The following is a 14,468-nucleotide window of genomic DNA, read 5'->3' as shown; positions in this document are numbered from 1 at the left end:
GCCTCCGCTGGACAGCGGGAGGAGGCGGAAATGGCCACGCAAGTACTCCGCCCGGGAACCAGGCGGCGCATCGACTTCGACGAGCATCTGCCCGTCGATCACCGTCTCAGCACCTTCTACCGGATCGGCGCGGGCCTGATGGGCCTCGTGCTGCTCGCGTTCGGCATCCTGGGCCTGATCGACAAGGTCGGCTTCTTCGACACCCGCGGGGACCAGGTCGCCGGGCTGAGCACGAACGGCGCGCTCAGCGTGCTGTCGATCTGCGCCGGACTGCTCCTGTTCGCGGGGATGGTGATCGGCGGTAACTTCGCCTCCACCCTGAACATGGTCCTCGGCGTCGCCTTCATCCTCAGCGGCTTCGTGAACCTGGCGCTGCTCGACACCGGCTCGAACTTCCTCGCGTTCCGCATCCAGAACGTGCTGTTCAGCTTTGTCGTGGGCGTCCTGCTGATGTTCTTCGGGATGTACGGCAGGGTCGGCTCGGCCCTGCCCCACGACAACCCGTACTGGAAGTCCCGCCATCCCGAGCGGCAGGAACAGGAGCAGCGCCTGCGGGCCAAGGCCCACGCGCTCGCCCTTCAACGGGCGAAGCGAGCCGAACCGCGCGAATGAATCCCGCGCCGCCCACCCTGTGGGCCCGGCGCCGCCGGCCCTCGTCGGCGGCACCGGGCGCCCGCTAACCTGTGCCTCATGCCTCGCTATGAGTACCGCTGCCGGACCTGCGGCGACACGTTCGAAAAGAGCCGCCCGATGGCGGAGTCCTCCGACCCGGCGGCCTGCCCGGCCGGCCACGACGACACGGTGAAGCTGCTGTCCACGGTCGCGGTGGGCGGTTCGGCCTCAGCGCCGGCCCCGGCCCCTGGCGGCGGTGGCGGAGGCGGCGGCTGCTGCGGCGGGGGCTGCTGCGGCTGATCCCCCGGCGCGGGGGACGACCATGGCGCGAAACTCCTACCGGGCCCTCGCCAGCAACTCCCCAAGGATCCGCTCCCCCGCGACAACCCCCCGCTCAGCGAGCACGGTGAGCGTCGGTGCGGTCCAGCCCTCCTCCGCCAGCTCCCCGTGTCCCGGCCGCCAGCCGTGGTCGGCCGCGAGGAGGAGGTCGGCGTCGAGGAGGGAGTCACCCGCGGCGAGGGTGAGGTGCGCGCCGGTGCGCCGGGCGACCTCACGCATCGCCGCGCTCTTGGTGAGCGGCTTCGGCACGGCGTAGATCTTGCGGCCCTGGAGGGACACGGTCCAGCCGCGGCTGTCGGCCCAGCCGGCGAGTTCCTTGACCCAGTCCTCGGGAAGCAGTTCGCGCTCGATGACGAGATAGGCGAACAGGTCCTCGGCGACCCGGTGTTTGCGGACCCAGGCCGGGTCGGCGGTGGCCTCCAGGTGTGCGCGCACCTCGGCGAGGGGGGCGCACTCACCGGCCAGCCGCGCGGTCACCTGTTCATGCCAGCCGGGGTCGGACACCCCGTCGACGAGCAGGTGCCCGCCGTTGGCGCAGATCGCGTACTTCGCGGCGGGACCCGGCAGGCTGATCCGCTGGTACTGCGCGCGGGTGCGGGTCGTGGTGGGGACGAAGTCGGCGGCCTCGCCGAGTTCGGTCAGGAGAGCGGCCGCGGTCTCCGTCATGTACGAGAGCGGCTTGCCCTCGTACACCTCGACGCAGAGCAGCCGGGGCGCCGACTCGTCCGGCGTGGTCAGCGCGAGGGCGGCGGCGGAGTAGATCAGCGTGCGGTCGAGGTCGCTGGCGACGAGCACCCTGGGCGAGGCGGCCATCAGGCGTTCACCGCCCTGCCGTCGGCACCCGTCGCACCGCGCGTGTACTGCGGGTGGATCAACCCCACGCAGGTGTAAGGGAGTTCGGCGACCTCCTCGACGGGCACGCCACGCTGTTCGGCGAGCAGGCGTACGTGGTCGAGGTCGGCGCCGGCTCCCGCGCGGGCCAGGATCTTCCAGGGGACACGGCGCAGCAGTACCCGGGTGGTCTCGCCGACGCCCGGCTTGACGAGGTTCACGTCGTGGATCCCGTACTCCTCGCTGATGCGCTCGACCGCCCGCCAGCCCTCCCAGGTGGGCGTGCGGTCGGCGGCGAGGAGCTCCTTGGCCTGGGCGCCCGCCGCGTCGGCGACGTCGGGGAACCGGGCGGTGACGGCGTCCAGGAAGTCCACGGAGACGTCGGAGCCGGCGAGTTCGCGGTAGAACTTCGCACCGTGGAAGTCGTGTTCGCCGACCAGGTCGGCACGCAGGACGGTGCGCGAAATCAGGCCGGAGACCGTCGAGTTGAGGCAGGCGGAGGGGATCAGGAAGTCCTCACGGGTGCCGTACGTCCGTACGCACGAGCCCGGGTCGGCGAGTACCGCGATCTCCGGGTCGAAGCCGGTGACACCCTCGGCCTCCTCGAACTCCCTGATCGCGTCGGCGAGTTCGCGGGTGATCGCGCCCTTGCCGGTCCAGCCGTCGACGAACACGATGTCGGCGGGGTCGTGGTGGGCGGCCAGCCAGCGCAGCGCGTTGGCGTCGATGCCGCGGCCGCGGACGATGGAGACGGCGTAGTGCGGAAGGTCGAGGCCGTGGCGGTCCTTGGCCCAGCGGCGCATCAGGACGCCGACCGGGGTACCGGCGCGGGCCAGCGACACCAGGACGGGGCGCGGCGATCTCTCGGCGAGTACGAGTTCGGTGACCGCGCCGACCGCCTGGGCGATACGGGCGGCCGAGGTGCCGAGGGCGGCGTGGAAGAGCTCCTGGTAGTGGGCGCTCGGCTGGTACTCGACCGGCAGCGACTCCGCGTAGTGGGCGCCGCCGCTCTGGATGGCCTCCTCGCGCTCCTCGGTCGGCGCCTCCAGCGTCACGTCCGAGAGGTCCTGGAGCAGCCAGCCGACGTCCTCCGGGGCGTAACTGGAGAAGGCTGGGCCGCGGAGGGGCTCGGAGAGCATGGAGGGCCTTTCGGTGGACGGGCGCCCGGGGACGTACGAAGGGACGACGGCGAGCAGGACGTTCGGCGTGTGGGCGGCGAGCTGCGCCAACAGGCCGTCCTCGGCGTGCAGTTCGGGGGTGTCGGCGGTGGAGTCGACGACGGCGACCACGGCGTCGAAGCCGGCACCGGCGACGTTGTAGGCGTAGCGCTCGCCGGGGCCGTCGTCCGGGTTGTCGTGGGCGGGGAAGACGAGCCGGCTGCGTATCGCGTAGCCGGGATCGTCCAGGGCGAGCACCGGCGAGCGGGTGGTCGTGGAGTAGCGCACCTCGGCGGCGACGACCTGTTCCAGTTCGCGGGCCAGCCGCAGCGGCGCGTACATCAGCTCCTCGAAGCCGAGTACGAGCACGCGCCGGGCCTCGTCGGGCAGTGCGTCGGCGATCCGCGCGGCCAGGGCGGGCAGAGCGCCGTCGAGACGTATTCGCTGGCCGGGCGTGAACCCGTGCCGCCCGCCGTCCGGAACTCCGCGCGGCCAGCCGAGCTCGACACGGCCGGCTCTCCCGGGCCGCGGCTGAGCGAGCGCGTCGGACCCAGAGGACCCCGAGGACCCAGAGAACCCCGGGGACACCGAAGACCCCGAGGACCCCGCCGTCTCGTGCTCGGCGACCAGCGCCTGCCCCTTCTCCAGCACCCCCTCGGGAAGCCGCACCGTCCCCGAGGCCGCCGTCACCAGGTCCACCCGGGCGCCGATCTCCCGGGCGAACTCGTCCAGGCGCCCCGTGTCGGCGGCCGACCGCATGTCGACGAGGGCGACGACCACGTACCGCTCGCGCGGGTAGCGGGAGTGCAGGTCGCGGATGGTGTTGAGGATCGTGTTGCCGGTGGAGAACTCGTCGTCGACGAGGACCAGCGGGCCGGAGCCGGCGAGGAGGTCCGGGTCCTCGGGGAGGAGCAGGTGCGAGGTGGCGTGCGAGTGGGCCTCTTCGAAGCCGCCCGCGCCGGCGACGCCGGGAACGGGCCTGCGGGTGGAGTGGAGGTAGGGCGCGAGGCCCACCCCGTCCGCGACGCAGTGGCCGAGCCCGGTGGCGGTCTCCGCGTAACCGAGGACCACCGCGGCGCGGGACTCCTCGGCGCCCAGCAGGTCCCGCACGCGCCGGCCGAGCGCGAACCCGTAGCCGTACACCACGGACGGCGACTGCGGCACGTGCTTGCCGAGCACGTTCGACACGAGCAGATGCGCCCGCTTGGGGTTGCGCCGCAGCGCGAGCCCCAGCAGGTCGCTCAGCTTCTCGTCGCCGACCAGTTCGACGCCGAGCCGCTCGGCGACCCAGGCCCCCGTCCACACCACGTTGTTCATCAATTCCTTATCGGTACCGGTACACGTCACTGCTCGGGAGCAGTGGCTAGGGCTGGTCGGGAAGTCCGGCGGCCAGCAGCTCCACGAAGCCGATGTCCTCGTTGGCGACGCCGAAGACCTCGCCGCGCTGAAGGGTGCGCTCGGCCCAGGCGCGGTGCGGCTTCACCTCGTTCATCTTGTTCGTGTAAGCCGACCTCAGCACACCCCCGCCGCCGCGCTCGGGCCTGAGGATGTCCTCGGCGTCGCTGTACTCCTCGTGGCTGACGACGGACAGCGCGTGCACGGGCAGGACGTGCGAGGGGTGGATGCAGGTCTTGCCGAGCAGGCCGTTGGCGCGGTCGAGGGCGATCTCGCGCAGCAGCCCGTCCATGTCGTGCTCGATCAGCGAGTCACGCAGGTCCTCGGCCTCGGGGGTGAAGGGGCTGCGGCGCAGCTGCGGCTTGAACATCCGCTCCTGGACCCGGAAGTACTCCCACACCGGCCCGGTCACCGTGAAGCCGGTGCCGTCGGCCCGTCCGAACACGTTCACCACGTCGGCGATCACGGAGGCGACGATCTGGACGTCGTACGCGGTCATGTCGGGTGCCCTGCGCAGCGCGTACGCCGAGCAGAAGTCGGTGACGCCGAGGCGCAGCGCGAGGACACGGTCGCGGTACTTGGTGACCGTGCGGTGGACGCCCTCCAGGGTCTCCCTGCGGCTCTCCACGTAGAGCAGGTCCGGCGACTCGAGGACGGGCATGGCGAACAGGCGCCGCCCGCTCGCGGTCTCGGCCGCCGTCAGCGCCTCCAGGAAGGGGACGCCGCGCTCCTCGGTGAACTTCGGCAGTACGAATCCGGACAGCAGCCGCACCGCGGGGCCGAACCGCCGGACGAGGTCGGGGATCTGCTCGGGCTCACGGACCCGTACGAAGAGCAGCGGGAGCTCGGGGGTCCCGGGCCGCTCGGCGAGGTCGGTGAACTGCCTGACCAGGTTCTCCTCGGCGCCGACGACCTCCGCGTCGTCGATCGAGTCCTCCAGGCACAGCACCATGGAGACCACGCCGCGCCCGGCCTGCTTGACGATGTCGTCGGCGAGCTGGGGCCTGGTCGCGGGGCTGTAGAGGGTGGCTCCCAGGGCCGCGGAGAGCACCCGCGCCGATGATTCGGCGGTGAAGAAGCTCGGCTCCCGGTAGAAGAGGCGCTGCCGCTCTTCCGGGGCGATATGACCAAAATGACGCATGAAACTCCCCGTCGCGGCTAGTCGGCCTGATCGAATGTGGCCGGTAATAGTACGTATGGATCCATGTCAGGGGTTCCCACCGAGCATGAAGTTCTGGTAACTCAGCGGTGTCACCTGTTCTTCGTCTCCGTGCGGGGATCTTCTGCCCCGCATTGTCGTGACCAGGCCCCAGAGGGCAGGATGACCGCATGACGCACGCGATGCTGAAGGGGTCGAACGTCCCGCTGGACGCCACAGCGGTGCGGGCCGTGCTGCGCTGGACGCCCGGACAGGGAGTCCCGGACGTGGACGCCTCGGCGCTGCTCCTCGGCCCCGACGGTCGTGTGCGATCCGACGAGGACTTCGTCTTCTACAACCAGCCACGCCACCCCTCGGGCAAGGTCAGGCTGCTCGGGAAGAAACGCGGAACCGAGGGTCTTACCGACACGATCCAGACGGATCTGTCGGGTGTCGAGCCCGCGGTCGGACAGATTCTGCTGGTCGCATCGGCGGAGGACGTCACCTTCGACCGTGTACGGGGCCTGCGCATCCTGCTGTACGACGCGTCCGTCACGGATGCCGAGCCGCTCGCGTACTTCGACATCAAGCCGGAGACCGGCTCGGAGACGGCCCTGATCTGCGGCGAGCTGTACCGGCGCGGCGGAGGCTGGAAGTTCCGGGCGCTCGGCGAGGGCTATTCGAACGGTCTCCAGGGGCTGGCCGGTGACTTCGGGATCTCGGTGGACGAGTCGGAGGTGGCCGCCCCCGACTCCCCCGCCTGGTCCGCGCCCGCCCCGGCGCCCGAGACCTCCATGCCACTGCCGCCCGAGCAGCCCGCCCCGGTGCCTCAGCAGCCCGCGTACGGCTACCCCGGGCCGCAGAGCGCGCCCGCGCCCACCCAGCCCGCGTACGGCTATCCACAGCCGTCCAGTCAGCCCGCCTACGGATATCCGGGGCCGCAGACCGCGCCGGCCGCGGCACCGGCGTACGGCTTCCCGCAGGCGGTCGGCAGCCGGCCGGACCCGGACTTCAAACTGCCGCCGCAGGGACCGCAGTTCATCGGACGCTGAGAGAGCCTTGTGCCGACATCCGCCTTGTAAGGGCGGCGCTCGGCGGCTGACGGACGGCCGCGCCCGGAGGCGCGGCGCTCAGCGGGCGGCCTTCGACTTGTACCCCCGTCCCCACTGAAGTCCCCAGCCGTACAGCCGGTCGAGTTCGGCCTGGAAGCCGTAGACGAACCGCACCTCGCGGCGCACGATCAGCTCGTCCTTGACGTTCTCGATCATCACGACCGCGCAGGAACGGGCCTGCGGGTGGCGTTCGTCGAGGCTGATCTCCACGCGTGGGCCGTTGCTCGGGAAGAGCGTGACGATGGCGTGCGTACGGTCGAAGGCCGGGGTCTGGTCGTAGATGTAGACGAAGACCAGGAGCCGCTTGATGTCGTCGCGGTGGTCGAGGTTGACGTAGATCGTCTCGCCGGACGCCGAGCCGAAGCGGTCGTCACCGCTGAGCTTGACGTACGGCGGGCCGTTGATCTCGCCGAAGAAGCCGCCCAGCGGCTGGACGACGCCCTTGGAGCCGTCCTTGAGCTCGTACATGACGCCGAGGTCGAGGTCGACGTTGACCATGCTCTGGGTGTGCGCCTGGACCACTTCCGGCTTGAACGTGCGGAAGGGGTGGCGCAGCAGGCTGCCGCGTTGCGGCCCGCCTATGTCGGAGGTGCGCATCCGCCAGGACAGGTTGATGCGCAGGTTGCCGGTCGCCGCGCCCTGCTTGGTGAGCGAGACCGTGCGGTTCCGTTTGGTCAGCTCGATGGAGTTGCTGGCCGCGCTGCCCGAGTCGAAGTCCGCCGAGCGCCCGCGCCACAGGTCCTGCCACATACCCATTCCCGCCCCCACCTTCACTCGATATGCCGCGGGGCGGCCGCGAGGACTCGTCCTCACGGCCGCCCCGTTCAGAGCGTTCCTCACCGGAGCCCGGGTCACACCCCGGAACCCGGACCGGCGTCAGACCCCGGTCGAGATCTCGGTCTTGTCGTCCGAGCCCTCACCCTTGCCCTCGGCCGCCGCGAGCGCGTTGTTGCGGCGCACGGAGGACCAGAAGGACCAGGCGATCAGGACGACACCGACGAGGCCGGTGATGACCTCGTTGATCTCGAAACGGATGGTGATGAGCAGGATCGCCGCGAGGGCGCCGATCGCGTAGTGCGCGCCGTGCTCCAGGTAGACGTAGTCGTCGAGGGTGCCCTGGCGGACCAGGTAGACCGTGAGCGAACGGACGTACATGGCGCCGATGCCGAGGCCGAGCGCCATCAGGATGATGTCGTTGGTGATGGCGAAGGCGCCGATGACGCCGTCGAAGGAGAAGGACGCGTCCAGGACCTCGAGGTAGAGGAACATGAAGAACGCGGCCTTGCCGGCGAGGGTCACCGCGGAGACCGGCTTGCCGGTGCGCCTGGCCTCTTCCTCGGCCTCGTGTTCGCGCTCCTCCGACTCTTCGAGGCGGTTCTCGAAGAAGCTGGAGAGGCCGCCGACGATCAGGTACGTGATGAGACCGCCGACGCCGGAGAGCAGTACCGTCTCCGCCTTGTCGGCGTGTCCGGCGTGCAGATGTGCCTGCGGGGCGAAGTACAGCGCGGAGACGAGCAGGACGATCAGCGCGATGCAGACCGACAGCATGTCGACCTTGCCGAGCTTGGCCAGCGGGCGCTCGAGCCAGCCGAGCCACTTGATGTCACGGTCCTCGAAAATGAAGTCGAGGAAGATCATCAGCAGGAACATGCCGCCGAAGGCCGCGATCGACGGGTGGGCGTCGGTCACCAGTTCCTGGTAGCGGTCAGCGTCGTTCAGCGCCAGGTCGACCGCCTCGATGGGGCCGAGCGAGGCGCTGATCGCGACGATCAGGATGGGGAAGACCAGCCGCATTCCGAAGACGGCGATCAGAACACCGATGGTGAGGAAGATCTTCTGCCAGAACGGGCTCATCTTCTTCAGGATTCCGGCGTTGACCACCGCGTTGTCGAAGGACAGCGAGATCTCGAGAATGGAAAGGATCAGGACGATCCCGAACGCCGTCCATCCGTCGATCAGCACCGCCGCGACCAAGCCGAGCGCGGTGACCGCGAACGACCAGCCGAAGGTTTTCAGGACCACTGGTTACCCCATCGTGTGTTGGGGGGCTACCCCCGGACGAAGTCCGGAGGGGGTTTCCCCCCGCCGTACCCGGCTTTACGAAACGTTGACTCCGAAGTCTAGAGCGATGCCCCGCAAGCCCGACGCGTACCCCTGCCCCACCGCTCGGAACTTCCATTCCGCTCCATAGCGGTAAACCTCGCCGAAGATCATCGCCGTCTCCGTGGAGGCGTCCTCGGAGAGGTCGTAGCGGGCGAGTTCCTGGCCGTCGGCCTGGTTGACGACGCGGATGAAGGCATTGCTGACCTGGCCGAAGGTCTGGCCGCGGTTGTCGGCGTCATGGATCGAGACCGGGAAGACGATCTTGTCCACGTTGGCCGGAACCTTGGAGAGGTCGATCAGGATCGACTCGTCGTCGCCCTCGCCCTCACCCGTGAGGTTGTCACCGGTGTGCTCCACCGAGCCCTCCGGGCTCTTGAGCTGGTTGTAGAAAACGAAGTACTCGTCGCCGAGCACCCGGCCGGAGTTGCACAGCAGAGCGCTGGCGTCCAGGTCGAAGTCGGCTCCGGTGGTGGAGCGTGCGTCCCATCCGAGCCCGATCAACACCTGCGTGAGGTTGGGTGCGGCCTTCGAGAGGGAGACATTGCCCCCCTTGGCGAGCGTGACGCCCATGATCCTTTTCCTCCCCGAGGTCATACGTTGAGTTGCGGAGCGCGTCCGGCGCCGCACGTGGGATGTGCGGCGCCGGACGGGTGTGAGCCGAAGGGCCTTGTCGCTCAGACGTTGACGCCGAAGTCCTGCGCGATGCCGCGCAGGCCCGAGGCGTAGCCCTGGCCGATGGCGCGGAACTTCCACTCCGCGCCGTGCCGGTAGAGCTCGCCGAAGACCATGGCGGTCTCCGTCGAGGCGTCCTCGGACAGGTCGTACCGGGCGATCTCCGCCTCGCCGGCCTGGTTCACCACGCGGATGAACGCGTTGCGGACCTGGCCGAAGGACTGCTGGCGGTTCTCGGCGTCGTAGATCGAGACCGGGAAGACGATCTTCTCGATGTCGGCCGGGACGCCGGCGAGGTTGACCTTGATCTGCTCGTCGTCGCCCTCGCCCTCACCGGTCGTGTTGTCCCCGGTGTGCTCGACCGAGCCGTCCGGGCTCTTCAGGTTGTTGAAGAACACGAAGTTGGCGTCACTGCTGACCTTGCCCTCCGCGTTCGTCAGGATGGCGCTGGCGTCGAGGTCGAAGTCGGTGCCGGTGGTGGTGCGGATGTCCCACCCCAGACCGATGATGACCGCGGTCAGTCCCGGGGCCTCCTTCGACAGCGATACGTTGCCGCCCTTGCTGAGGCTGACTCCCACGAGTCCTCCATTGGTGTCCGGGGGCGGGGATGCCCCGACTGCGTTCGGTATCGGATCAACGTCTCGATCCTAGTGAGGGGTTCCCGCACCCTGCAGGGCTTGGGACCGAACAATCACAGGGTGTCGAGAGCCTTGACGTACTCGTTGAGGTCGCGCGCGTCCGGAAGGGCGTTGACGACGGTCCAGCGGACGACGCCCTCCTTGTCGATGACGAACGTGCCGCGCACCGCGCAGCCCTTGTCCTCGTCGAAGACGCCGTACGCTCGCGAAGTGTTGCCGTGCGGCCAGAAGTCGGAGAGCAGCGGGTAGTCCAGGCCCTCCTGCTCGCCGAAGACGCGCAGGGTGTGGATGGAGTCGTTCGAGACGGCCAGCAGCTCGGTGTCACGGTCGGCGAACCGCGGCAGGTTGTCGCGCAGGGCGCACAGCTCGCCGGTGCACACCCCGGTGAAGGCGAACGGGTAGAAGAGCAGCACCACGTTCTTCTCGCCGCGGAAGTCGGACAGCCGCACCGTGGCGCCGTGGTTGTCCTTGAGCTCGAAGTCCGGGGCCTTGGTGCCGGCCTCGATCGGCATGGTCGTCACACGCTTCCCTTCCAGGGGGCTGTTCGGGTGAGTCCACCCTACGCAGCGGTCACCACCGGTTCCGGGGAGGCCGACATGGCAGAACGCCGGACCGGCTGAACTTCTCAGCGGGTCCGGCGTTCGAGGACGAGGCCGTCAGGCCGAGTGTGTCCGGGGGTCCGGGGACGGGAGCCCCGGGAGCCGGTCTACCGGCCCGACAGGCGGAGCGTCACCGCTTGCCGGACTTGGCCGCCTTCGGGGTGGCCAGCCGGCTGCCGCTCCAGTCCTTGCCCACGCTGGCGCTCTTGGTCGCAGACAGACCCGCGGTGGTTGCCGCTTCGGCGATGTCGCTCGGCTCCACGTAGCCGTCACGGCCCGTCTTCGGCGTCAGCAGAAGGATGGCGCCGCCCTCTTCGATGTACGTGGTGGCGTCCACCAGTACGTCGGTCAGGTCGCCGTCGTCGTCGCGGAACCACAGCACCACGGCATCGGCGACGTCGTCGTACTCCTCGTCCACGAGCTCGCTGCCGATGACTTCCTCAATGGCCTCGCGGAGCTCCTGGTCGACGTCGTCGTCGTAGCCGATCTCCTGGACCACCTGCTCGGGCTGGAACCCCAGCCTTGCGGCAGGATTCGTCCTCTCCTCCGCGTGGTCCGCGGTCGCGCTCACGGGTTGCCTCCTGATCATGTTTCTGGTTGGGGTCTCCCGCGGCTTTGTCGGAGCCTGGGGAGTCTTGCTCGCCACGCGCGTACGCGAAGCATTGGCCGTAGTCCACACGGACGGGGCGGATCGCGCAAGTACCCGGCCGTCGAGACCGCCGAAACGGTGACGATCCTGGCGGTGTCGACGCAACTCCAGTCATGGAATCGCGGTACTTGGTGACACAGACCACACCATTCTGTCCGGTTTGCGGATTTCGGCGCCCTCCGAGCGTACGAGGCCCGAACGGCTTTGCGGAACGCGTCACGGACTGAGCGTATCGTTGCGTTTTGGCCGGGCACGTCCCAACGTACTGCGAGAACGTCCCGGTTACCTCTCAGTAGAGGTGACGATTCCGTTCGCCGGGTACACGATGGGGAACGGTGTGAACACAGAGAAGTACAGCCCCCTCTGACAGCGAAGGAACAGCGTGGCTTCCGGATCCGATCGCAACCCGATCATCATTGGCGGCCTTCCCAGCCAGGTCCCGGACTTCGACCCTGAGGAGACTCAGGAGTGGCTCGACTCCCTCGACGCCGCCGTCGACGAGCGCGGCCGGGAGCGCGCCCGCTATCTGATGCTGCGGCTGATCGAGAGGGCCCGCGAGAAGCGCGTGGCCGTGCCCGAGATGCGCAGCACGGACTACGTCAACACGATCGCCACCAAGGACGAGCCGTTCTTCCCCGGCAACGAGGAGATCGAGCGCAAGGTCCTCAACGCGACCCGCTGGAACGCGGCGGTGATGGTGTCGCGCGCCCAGCGCCCCGGCATCGGGGTCGGCGGCCACATCGCCACCTTCGCGTCCTCCGCCTCGCTGTACGACGTGGGCTTCAACCACTTCTTCCGCGGCAAGGACGAGGGCGACGGCGGCGACCAGATCTTCTTCCAGGGGCACGCCTCGCCGGGCATCTACGCCCGCGCGTTCCTCCTGGACCGGCTGAGCGAGCAGCAGCTCGACGCGTTCCGGCAGGAGAAGTCGAAGGCGCCGTACGGGCTGTCCTCGTACCCGCACCCGCGGCTGATGCCGGACTTCTGGGAGTTCCCGACCGTCTCCATGGGCCTGGGCCCGCTCGGCGCGATCTTCCAGGCGCGGATGAACCGCTACATGGAGGCGCGCTCCATCGCCGACACCTCCAAGTCGCACGTCTGGGCGTTCCTCGGCGACGGCGAGATGGACGAGCCGGAGTCGCTGGGCCAGCTCTCGATCGCGGCGCGTGAGGGCCTGGACAACCTGACCTTCGTCGTCAACTGCAACCTCCAGCGCCTCGACGGCCCGGTGCGCGGCAACGGCAAGATCATCCAGGAGCTGGAGTCGCAGTTCCGGGGTGCCGGCTGGAACGTCATCAAGCTGGTCTGGGACCGCACCTGGGACCCGCTGCTCGCCCAGGACCGCGACGGCGTGCTGGTCAACCAGCTGAACACCACGCCCGACGGCCAGTTCCAGACGTACGCCACCGAGACGGGCTCGTACATCCGCGAGCACTTCTTCGGGCACGACCACCGGCTGCGCGCGATGGTCGAGGGCATGACCGACGACCAGATCCTGCACCTGGGGCGCGGCGGCCACGACCACAAGAAGGTGTACGCGGCCTTCGCGGCGGCCAAGGCGCACAAGGGCCAGCCGACGGTGGTGCTGGCGCAGACCGTCAAGGGCTGGACGCTGGGCCCGAACTTCGAGGGCCGCAACGCGACGCACCAGATGAAGAAGCTGACGACCGCGGACCTCAAGGGCTTCCGCGACCGGCTGCACATCCCGATCACCGACCAGCAGCTGGAGGGCGGCGCGCCGCCGTACTACCACCCGGGCCGTGACTCGGAGGAGATCCAGTACATGCACGACCGCCGCAAGGGCCTGGGCGGGTATGTCCCGACCCGTGTCGTGCGGTCGAAGCCCCTCGCGCTCCCCGAGGACAAGACGTACGCGAGCGTGAGGAAGGGCTCGGGCCAGCAGTCGATCGCCACGACCATGGCGTTCGTGCGGCTGCTCAAGGACCTCATGCGGGACAAGGAGATCGGCAAGCGGTTCGTGCTGATCGCGCCCGACGAGTACCGCACCTTCGGCATGGACTCGTTCTTCCCGAGCGCCAAGATCTACAACCCGCTCGGCCAGCAGTACGAGTCCGTGGACCGCGAGCTGCTCCTCGCGTACAAGGAGTCGCCGACGGGCCAGATGCTGCACGACGGCATCTCGGAGGCGGGCTGTACGGCCTCGCTCATCGCCGCGGGTTCGGCGTACGCCACCCACGGCGAGCCGCTGATCCCCGTCTACGTCTTCTACTCGATGTTCGGTTTCCAGCGCACCGGTGACCAGTTCTGGCAGATGGCCGACCAGTTGGCGCGCGGATTCGTCCTGGGCGCGACCGCCGGTCGTACGACTCTGACCGGTGAGGGTCTCCAGCACGCGGACGGCCACTCGCAGCTGCTCGCCTCGACGAACCCGGGCTGTGTCTCGTACGACCCGGCGTACGGGTACGAGATCGCGCACATCGTCAAGGACGGTCTGCGCCGGATGTACGGCCCCGACAGCGAGGACGTCTTCTACTACCTGACCGTCTACAACGAGCCGATCCAGCATCCGGCCGAACCGGAGAGCGTTGACGTGGACGGCATCCTCAAGGGCATCTACCGCCTGAAATCCGGCGACCAGGGCACCATCCCGGCGCAGATCATGGCGTCCGGTGTCGCGGTGCCGTGGGCGGTCGAGGCGCAGGGGATCCTCGCGTCCGACTGGAACGTGAAGGCGGACGTCTGGTCGGCGACCTCCTGGAACGAGCTGCGGCGGGAGGCCGTCGAGGTGGAGCGGCACAACCTGCTGCACCCCGAGGAGGAGCAGCGCGTCCCGTACGTGACGCAGAAGCTGTCGGGGGCCCAGGGGCCGTTCGTCGCCGTCTCGGACTGGATGCGTTCCGTTCCGGACCAGATCTCCCGGTGGGTGCCGGGGACCTACCAGTCGCTCGGCGCGGACGGCTTCGGATTCGCGGACACGCGCGGCGCGGCTCGGCGCTTCTTCCACATCGACGCGCAGTCGATCGTGGTCGCGGTGCTGACCGAGCTGGCACGCGAGGGCAAGGTCGACCGGTCGGTGCTGAAGCAGGCGATCGACCGCTATCAGCTGCTCGACGTGCAGGCCGCCGACCCGGGCGCCGCGGGCGGCGACGCGTAGTCCGTACGTCTGCGGAGGGGCGGGGGGGGGGGGGGGCCCCCCCCCCCCCCCCCCACAAAAGCACAAAAACAAGAGGGCGGGCGGGAGGCGGCCGCACCGGACCGCGGG

Annotated in this window: 13 protein-coding genes; 4 read left to right on the top strand and 9 right to left on the bottom strand. The window is 69.2% G+C overall.

The genetic code is table 11. The features are described 5' to 3' along the window. The first annotated feature begins 30 nt into the window (after nt 1-30). Together ACIBLC_RS23945 and ACIBLC_RS23940 are read left to right on the top strand one after the other, a co-directional pair. Complete coding sequence (locus ACIBLC_RS23945; RefSeq protein ID WP_399213201.1) at nt 31-612, top strand: DUF4383 domain-containing protein; 582 nt, start codon at nt 31-33, stop codon at nt 610-612. Nucleotides 613-690: 78 nt separating this feature from the next. After that, nucleotides 691-912 (top strand): zinc ribbon domain-containing protein, encoded by a 222-nt coding sequence (locus ACIBLC_RS23940; RefSeq protein ID WP_399213200.1) that lies wholly within the window; start codon nt 691-693, stop codon nt 910-912. Between the two features lie 36 nt (nt 913-948). Here the strand turns inward: ACIBLC_RS23940 and ACIBLC_RS23935 are convergent, their stop codons facing one another. From ACIBLC_RS23935 to ACIBLC_RS23925, 3 genes are read right to left on the bottom strand one after another with little or no spacing between them, the layout of a single operon-like run. Further along, nucleotides 949-1,764, bottom strand: a complete 816-nt coding sequence (locus tag ACIBLC_RS23935; protein WP_399213199.1) for an HAD family hydrolase — start codon at nt 1,762-1,764, stop codon at nt 949-951. Beyond that, the gene (locus tag ACIBLC_RS23930) at nt 1,764-4,256 is read right to left on the bottom strand and encodes a phosphoribosyltransferase (RefSeq protein ID WP_399213198.1); all 2,493 of its coding nucleotides are present in this window, start codon (nt 4,254-4,256) and stop codon (nt 1,764-1,766) included. Before ACIBLC_RS23930 ends, ACIBLC_RS23935 begins: the two co-directional genes overlap by 1 nt. A 46-nt stretch (nt 4,257-4,302) precedes the next feature. Next, on the bottom strand, nt 4,303-5,475 hold the full coding sequence (locus ACIBLC_RS23925; RefSeq protein WP_399213197.1) for an HpcH/HpaI aldolase/citrate lyase family protein: 1,173 nt from the start codon (nt 5,473-5,475) through the stop codon (nt 4,303-4,305). Nucleotides 5,476-5,663: 188 nt separating this feature from the next. Between ACIBLC_RS23925 and ACIBLC_RS23920 the strand changes: the two genes are divergently transcribed. Then, nucleotides 5,664-6,524: a TerD family protein gene (locus ACIBLC_RS23920; RefSeq protein ID WP_399213196.1), complete on the top strand. Its 861-nt coding sequence runs from the start codon at nt 5,664-5,666 to the stop codon at nt 6,522-6,524. Nucleotides 6,525-6,602: 78 nt separating this feature from the next. Here ACIBLC_RS23920 and ACIBLC_RS23915 read toward each other — a convergent pair whose 3' ends face one another. From ACIBLC_RS23915 to ACIBLC_RS23890, 6 genes are all read right to left on the bottom strand, one after another. Next, complete coding sequence (locus ACIBLC_RS23915; RefSeq protein ID WP_399213195.1) at nt 6,603-7,340, bottom strand: Tellurium resistance; 738 nt, start codon at nt 7,338-7,340, stop codon at nt 6,603-6,605. Between the two features lie 120 nt (nt 7,341-7,460). Further along, nucleotides 7,461-8,606: a DUF475 domain-containing protein gene (locus ACIBLC_RS23910; RefSeq protein ID WP_399213194.1), complete on the bottom strand. Its 1,146-nt coding sequence runs from the start codon at nt 8,604-8,606 to the stop codon at nt 7,461-7,463. A 75-nt stretch (nt 8,607-8,681) separates the two neighbouring features. Continuing rightward, entirely contained in the window at nt 8,682-9,257 is a 576-nt protein-coding gene (locus tag ACIBLC_RS23905) for a TerD family protein (RefSeq protein ID WP_399213193.1), read from the bottom strand. 104 nt (nt 9,258-9,361) lie between these two features. After that, a complete protein-coding gene (locus tag ACIBLC_RS23900) occupies nt 9,362-9,937 on the bottom strand; it encodes a TerD family protein (protein WP_055617911.1) in 576 nt (191 codons plus the stop codon). Between the two features lie 113 nt (nt 9,938-10,050). Continuing rightward, nucleotides 10,051-10,509: a peroxiredoxin gene (locus tag ACIBLC_RS23895; RefSeq protein ID WP_399213422.1), complete on the bottom strand. Its 459-nt coding sequence runs from the start codon at nt 10,507-10,509 to the stop codon at nt 10,051-10,053. A 217-nt stretch (nt 10,510-10,726) separates the two neighbouring features. After that, on the bottom strand, nt 10,727-11,167 hold the full coding sequence (locus ACIBLC_RS23890; protein ID WP_399213192.1) for a DUF3052 domain-containing protein: 441 nt from the start codon (nt 11,165-11,167) through the stop codon (nt 10,727-10,729). Between the two features lie 460 nt (nt 11,168-11,627). Here ACIBLC_RS23890 and aceE point away from each other — a divergent pair, with 460 nt between their 5' ends. After that, complete coding sequence (gene aceE, locus ACIBLC_RS23885; protein ID WP_399213191.1) at nt 11,628-14,360, top strand: pyruvate dehydrogenase (acetyl-transferring), homodimeric type; 2,733 nt, start codon at nt 11,628-11,630, stop codon at nt 14,358-14,360. Nucleotides 14,361-14,468 lie beyond the last annotated feature (108 nt).

It is taken from the genome of Streptomyces sp. NPDC050535, from assembly GCF_044457665.1.
In the GTDB taxonomy this organism is placed as follows: domain Bacteria; phylum Actinomycetota; class Actinomycetes; order Streptomycetales; family Streptomycetaceae; genus Streptomyces.
This window is presented reverse-complemented; position numbering and strand designations above follow the sequence as displayed.

Bases quoted from the DNA above. Each gene is read 5' to 3' on its own strand.
- ACIBLC_RS23920 (WP_399213196.1), top strand. From the start codon at position 5,664: ATGACGCACGCGATGCTGAAGGGGTCGAACGTCCCGCTGGACGCCACA.
- ACIBLC_RS23905 (WP_399213193.1), bottom strand. From the start codon at position 9,257: ATGGGCGTCACGCTCGCCAAGGGGGGCAATGTCTCCCTCTCGAAGGCC.
- ACIBLC_RS23930 (WP_399213198.1), bottom strand. From the start codon at position 4,256: ATGAACAACGTGGTGTGGACGGGGGCCTGGGTCGCCGAGCGGCTCGGC.
- ACIBLC_RS23940 (WP_399213200.1), top strand. From the start codon at position 691: ATGCCTCGCTATGAGTACCGCTGCCGGACCTGCGGCGACACGTTCGAA.
- ACIBLC_RS23925 (WP_399213197.1), bottom strand. From the start codon at position 5,475: ATGCGTCATTTTGGTCATATCGCCCCGGAAGAGCGGCAGCGCCTCTTC.
- ACIBLC_RS23945 (WP_399213201.1), top strand. From the start codon at position 31: ATGGCCACGCAAGTACTCCGCCCGGGAACCAGGCGGCGCATCGACTTC.
- ACIBLC_RS23935 (WP_399213199.1), bottom strand. From the start codon at position 1,764: ATGGCCGCCTCGCCCAGGGTGCTCGTCGCCAGCGACCTCGACCGCACG.
- ACIBLC_RS23915 (WP_399213195.1), bottom strand. From the start codon at position 7,340: ATGGGTATGTGGCAGGACCTGTGGCGCGGGCGCTCGGCGGACTTCGAC.
- ACIBLC_RS23895 (WP_399213422.1), bottom strand. From the start codon at position 10,509: ATGCCGATCGAGGCCGGCACCAAGGCCCCGGACTTCGAGCTCAAGGAC.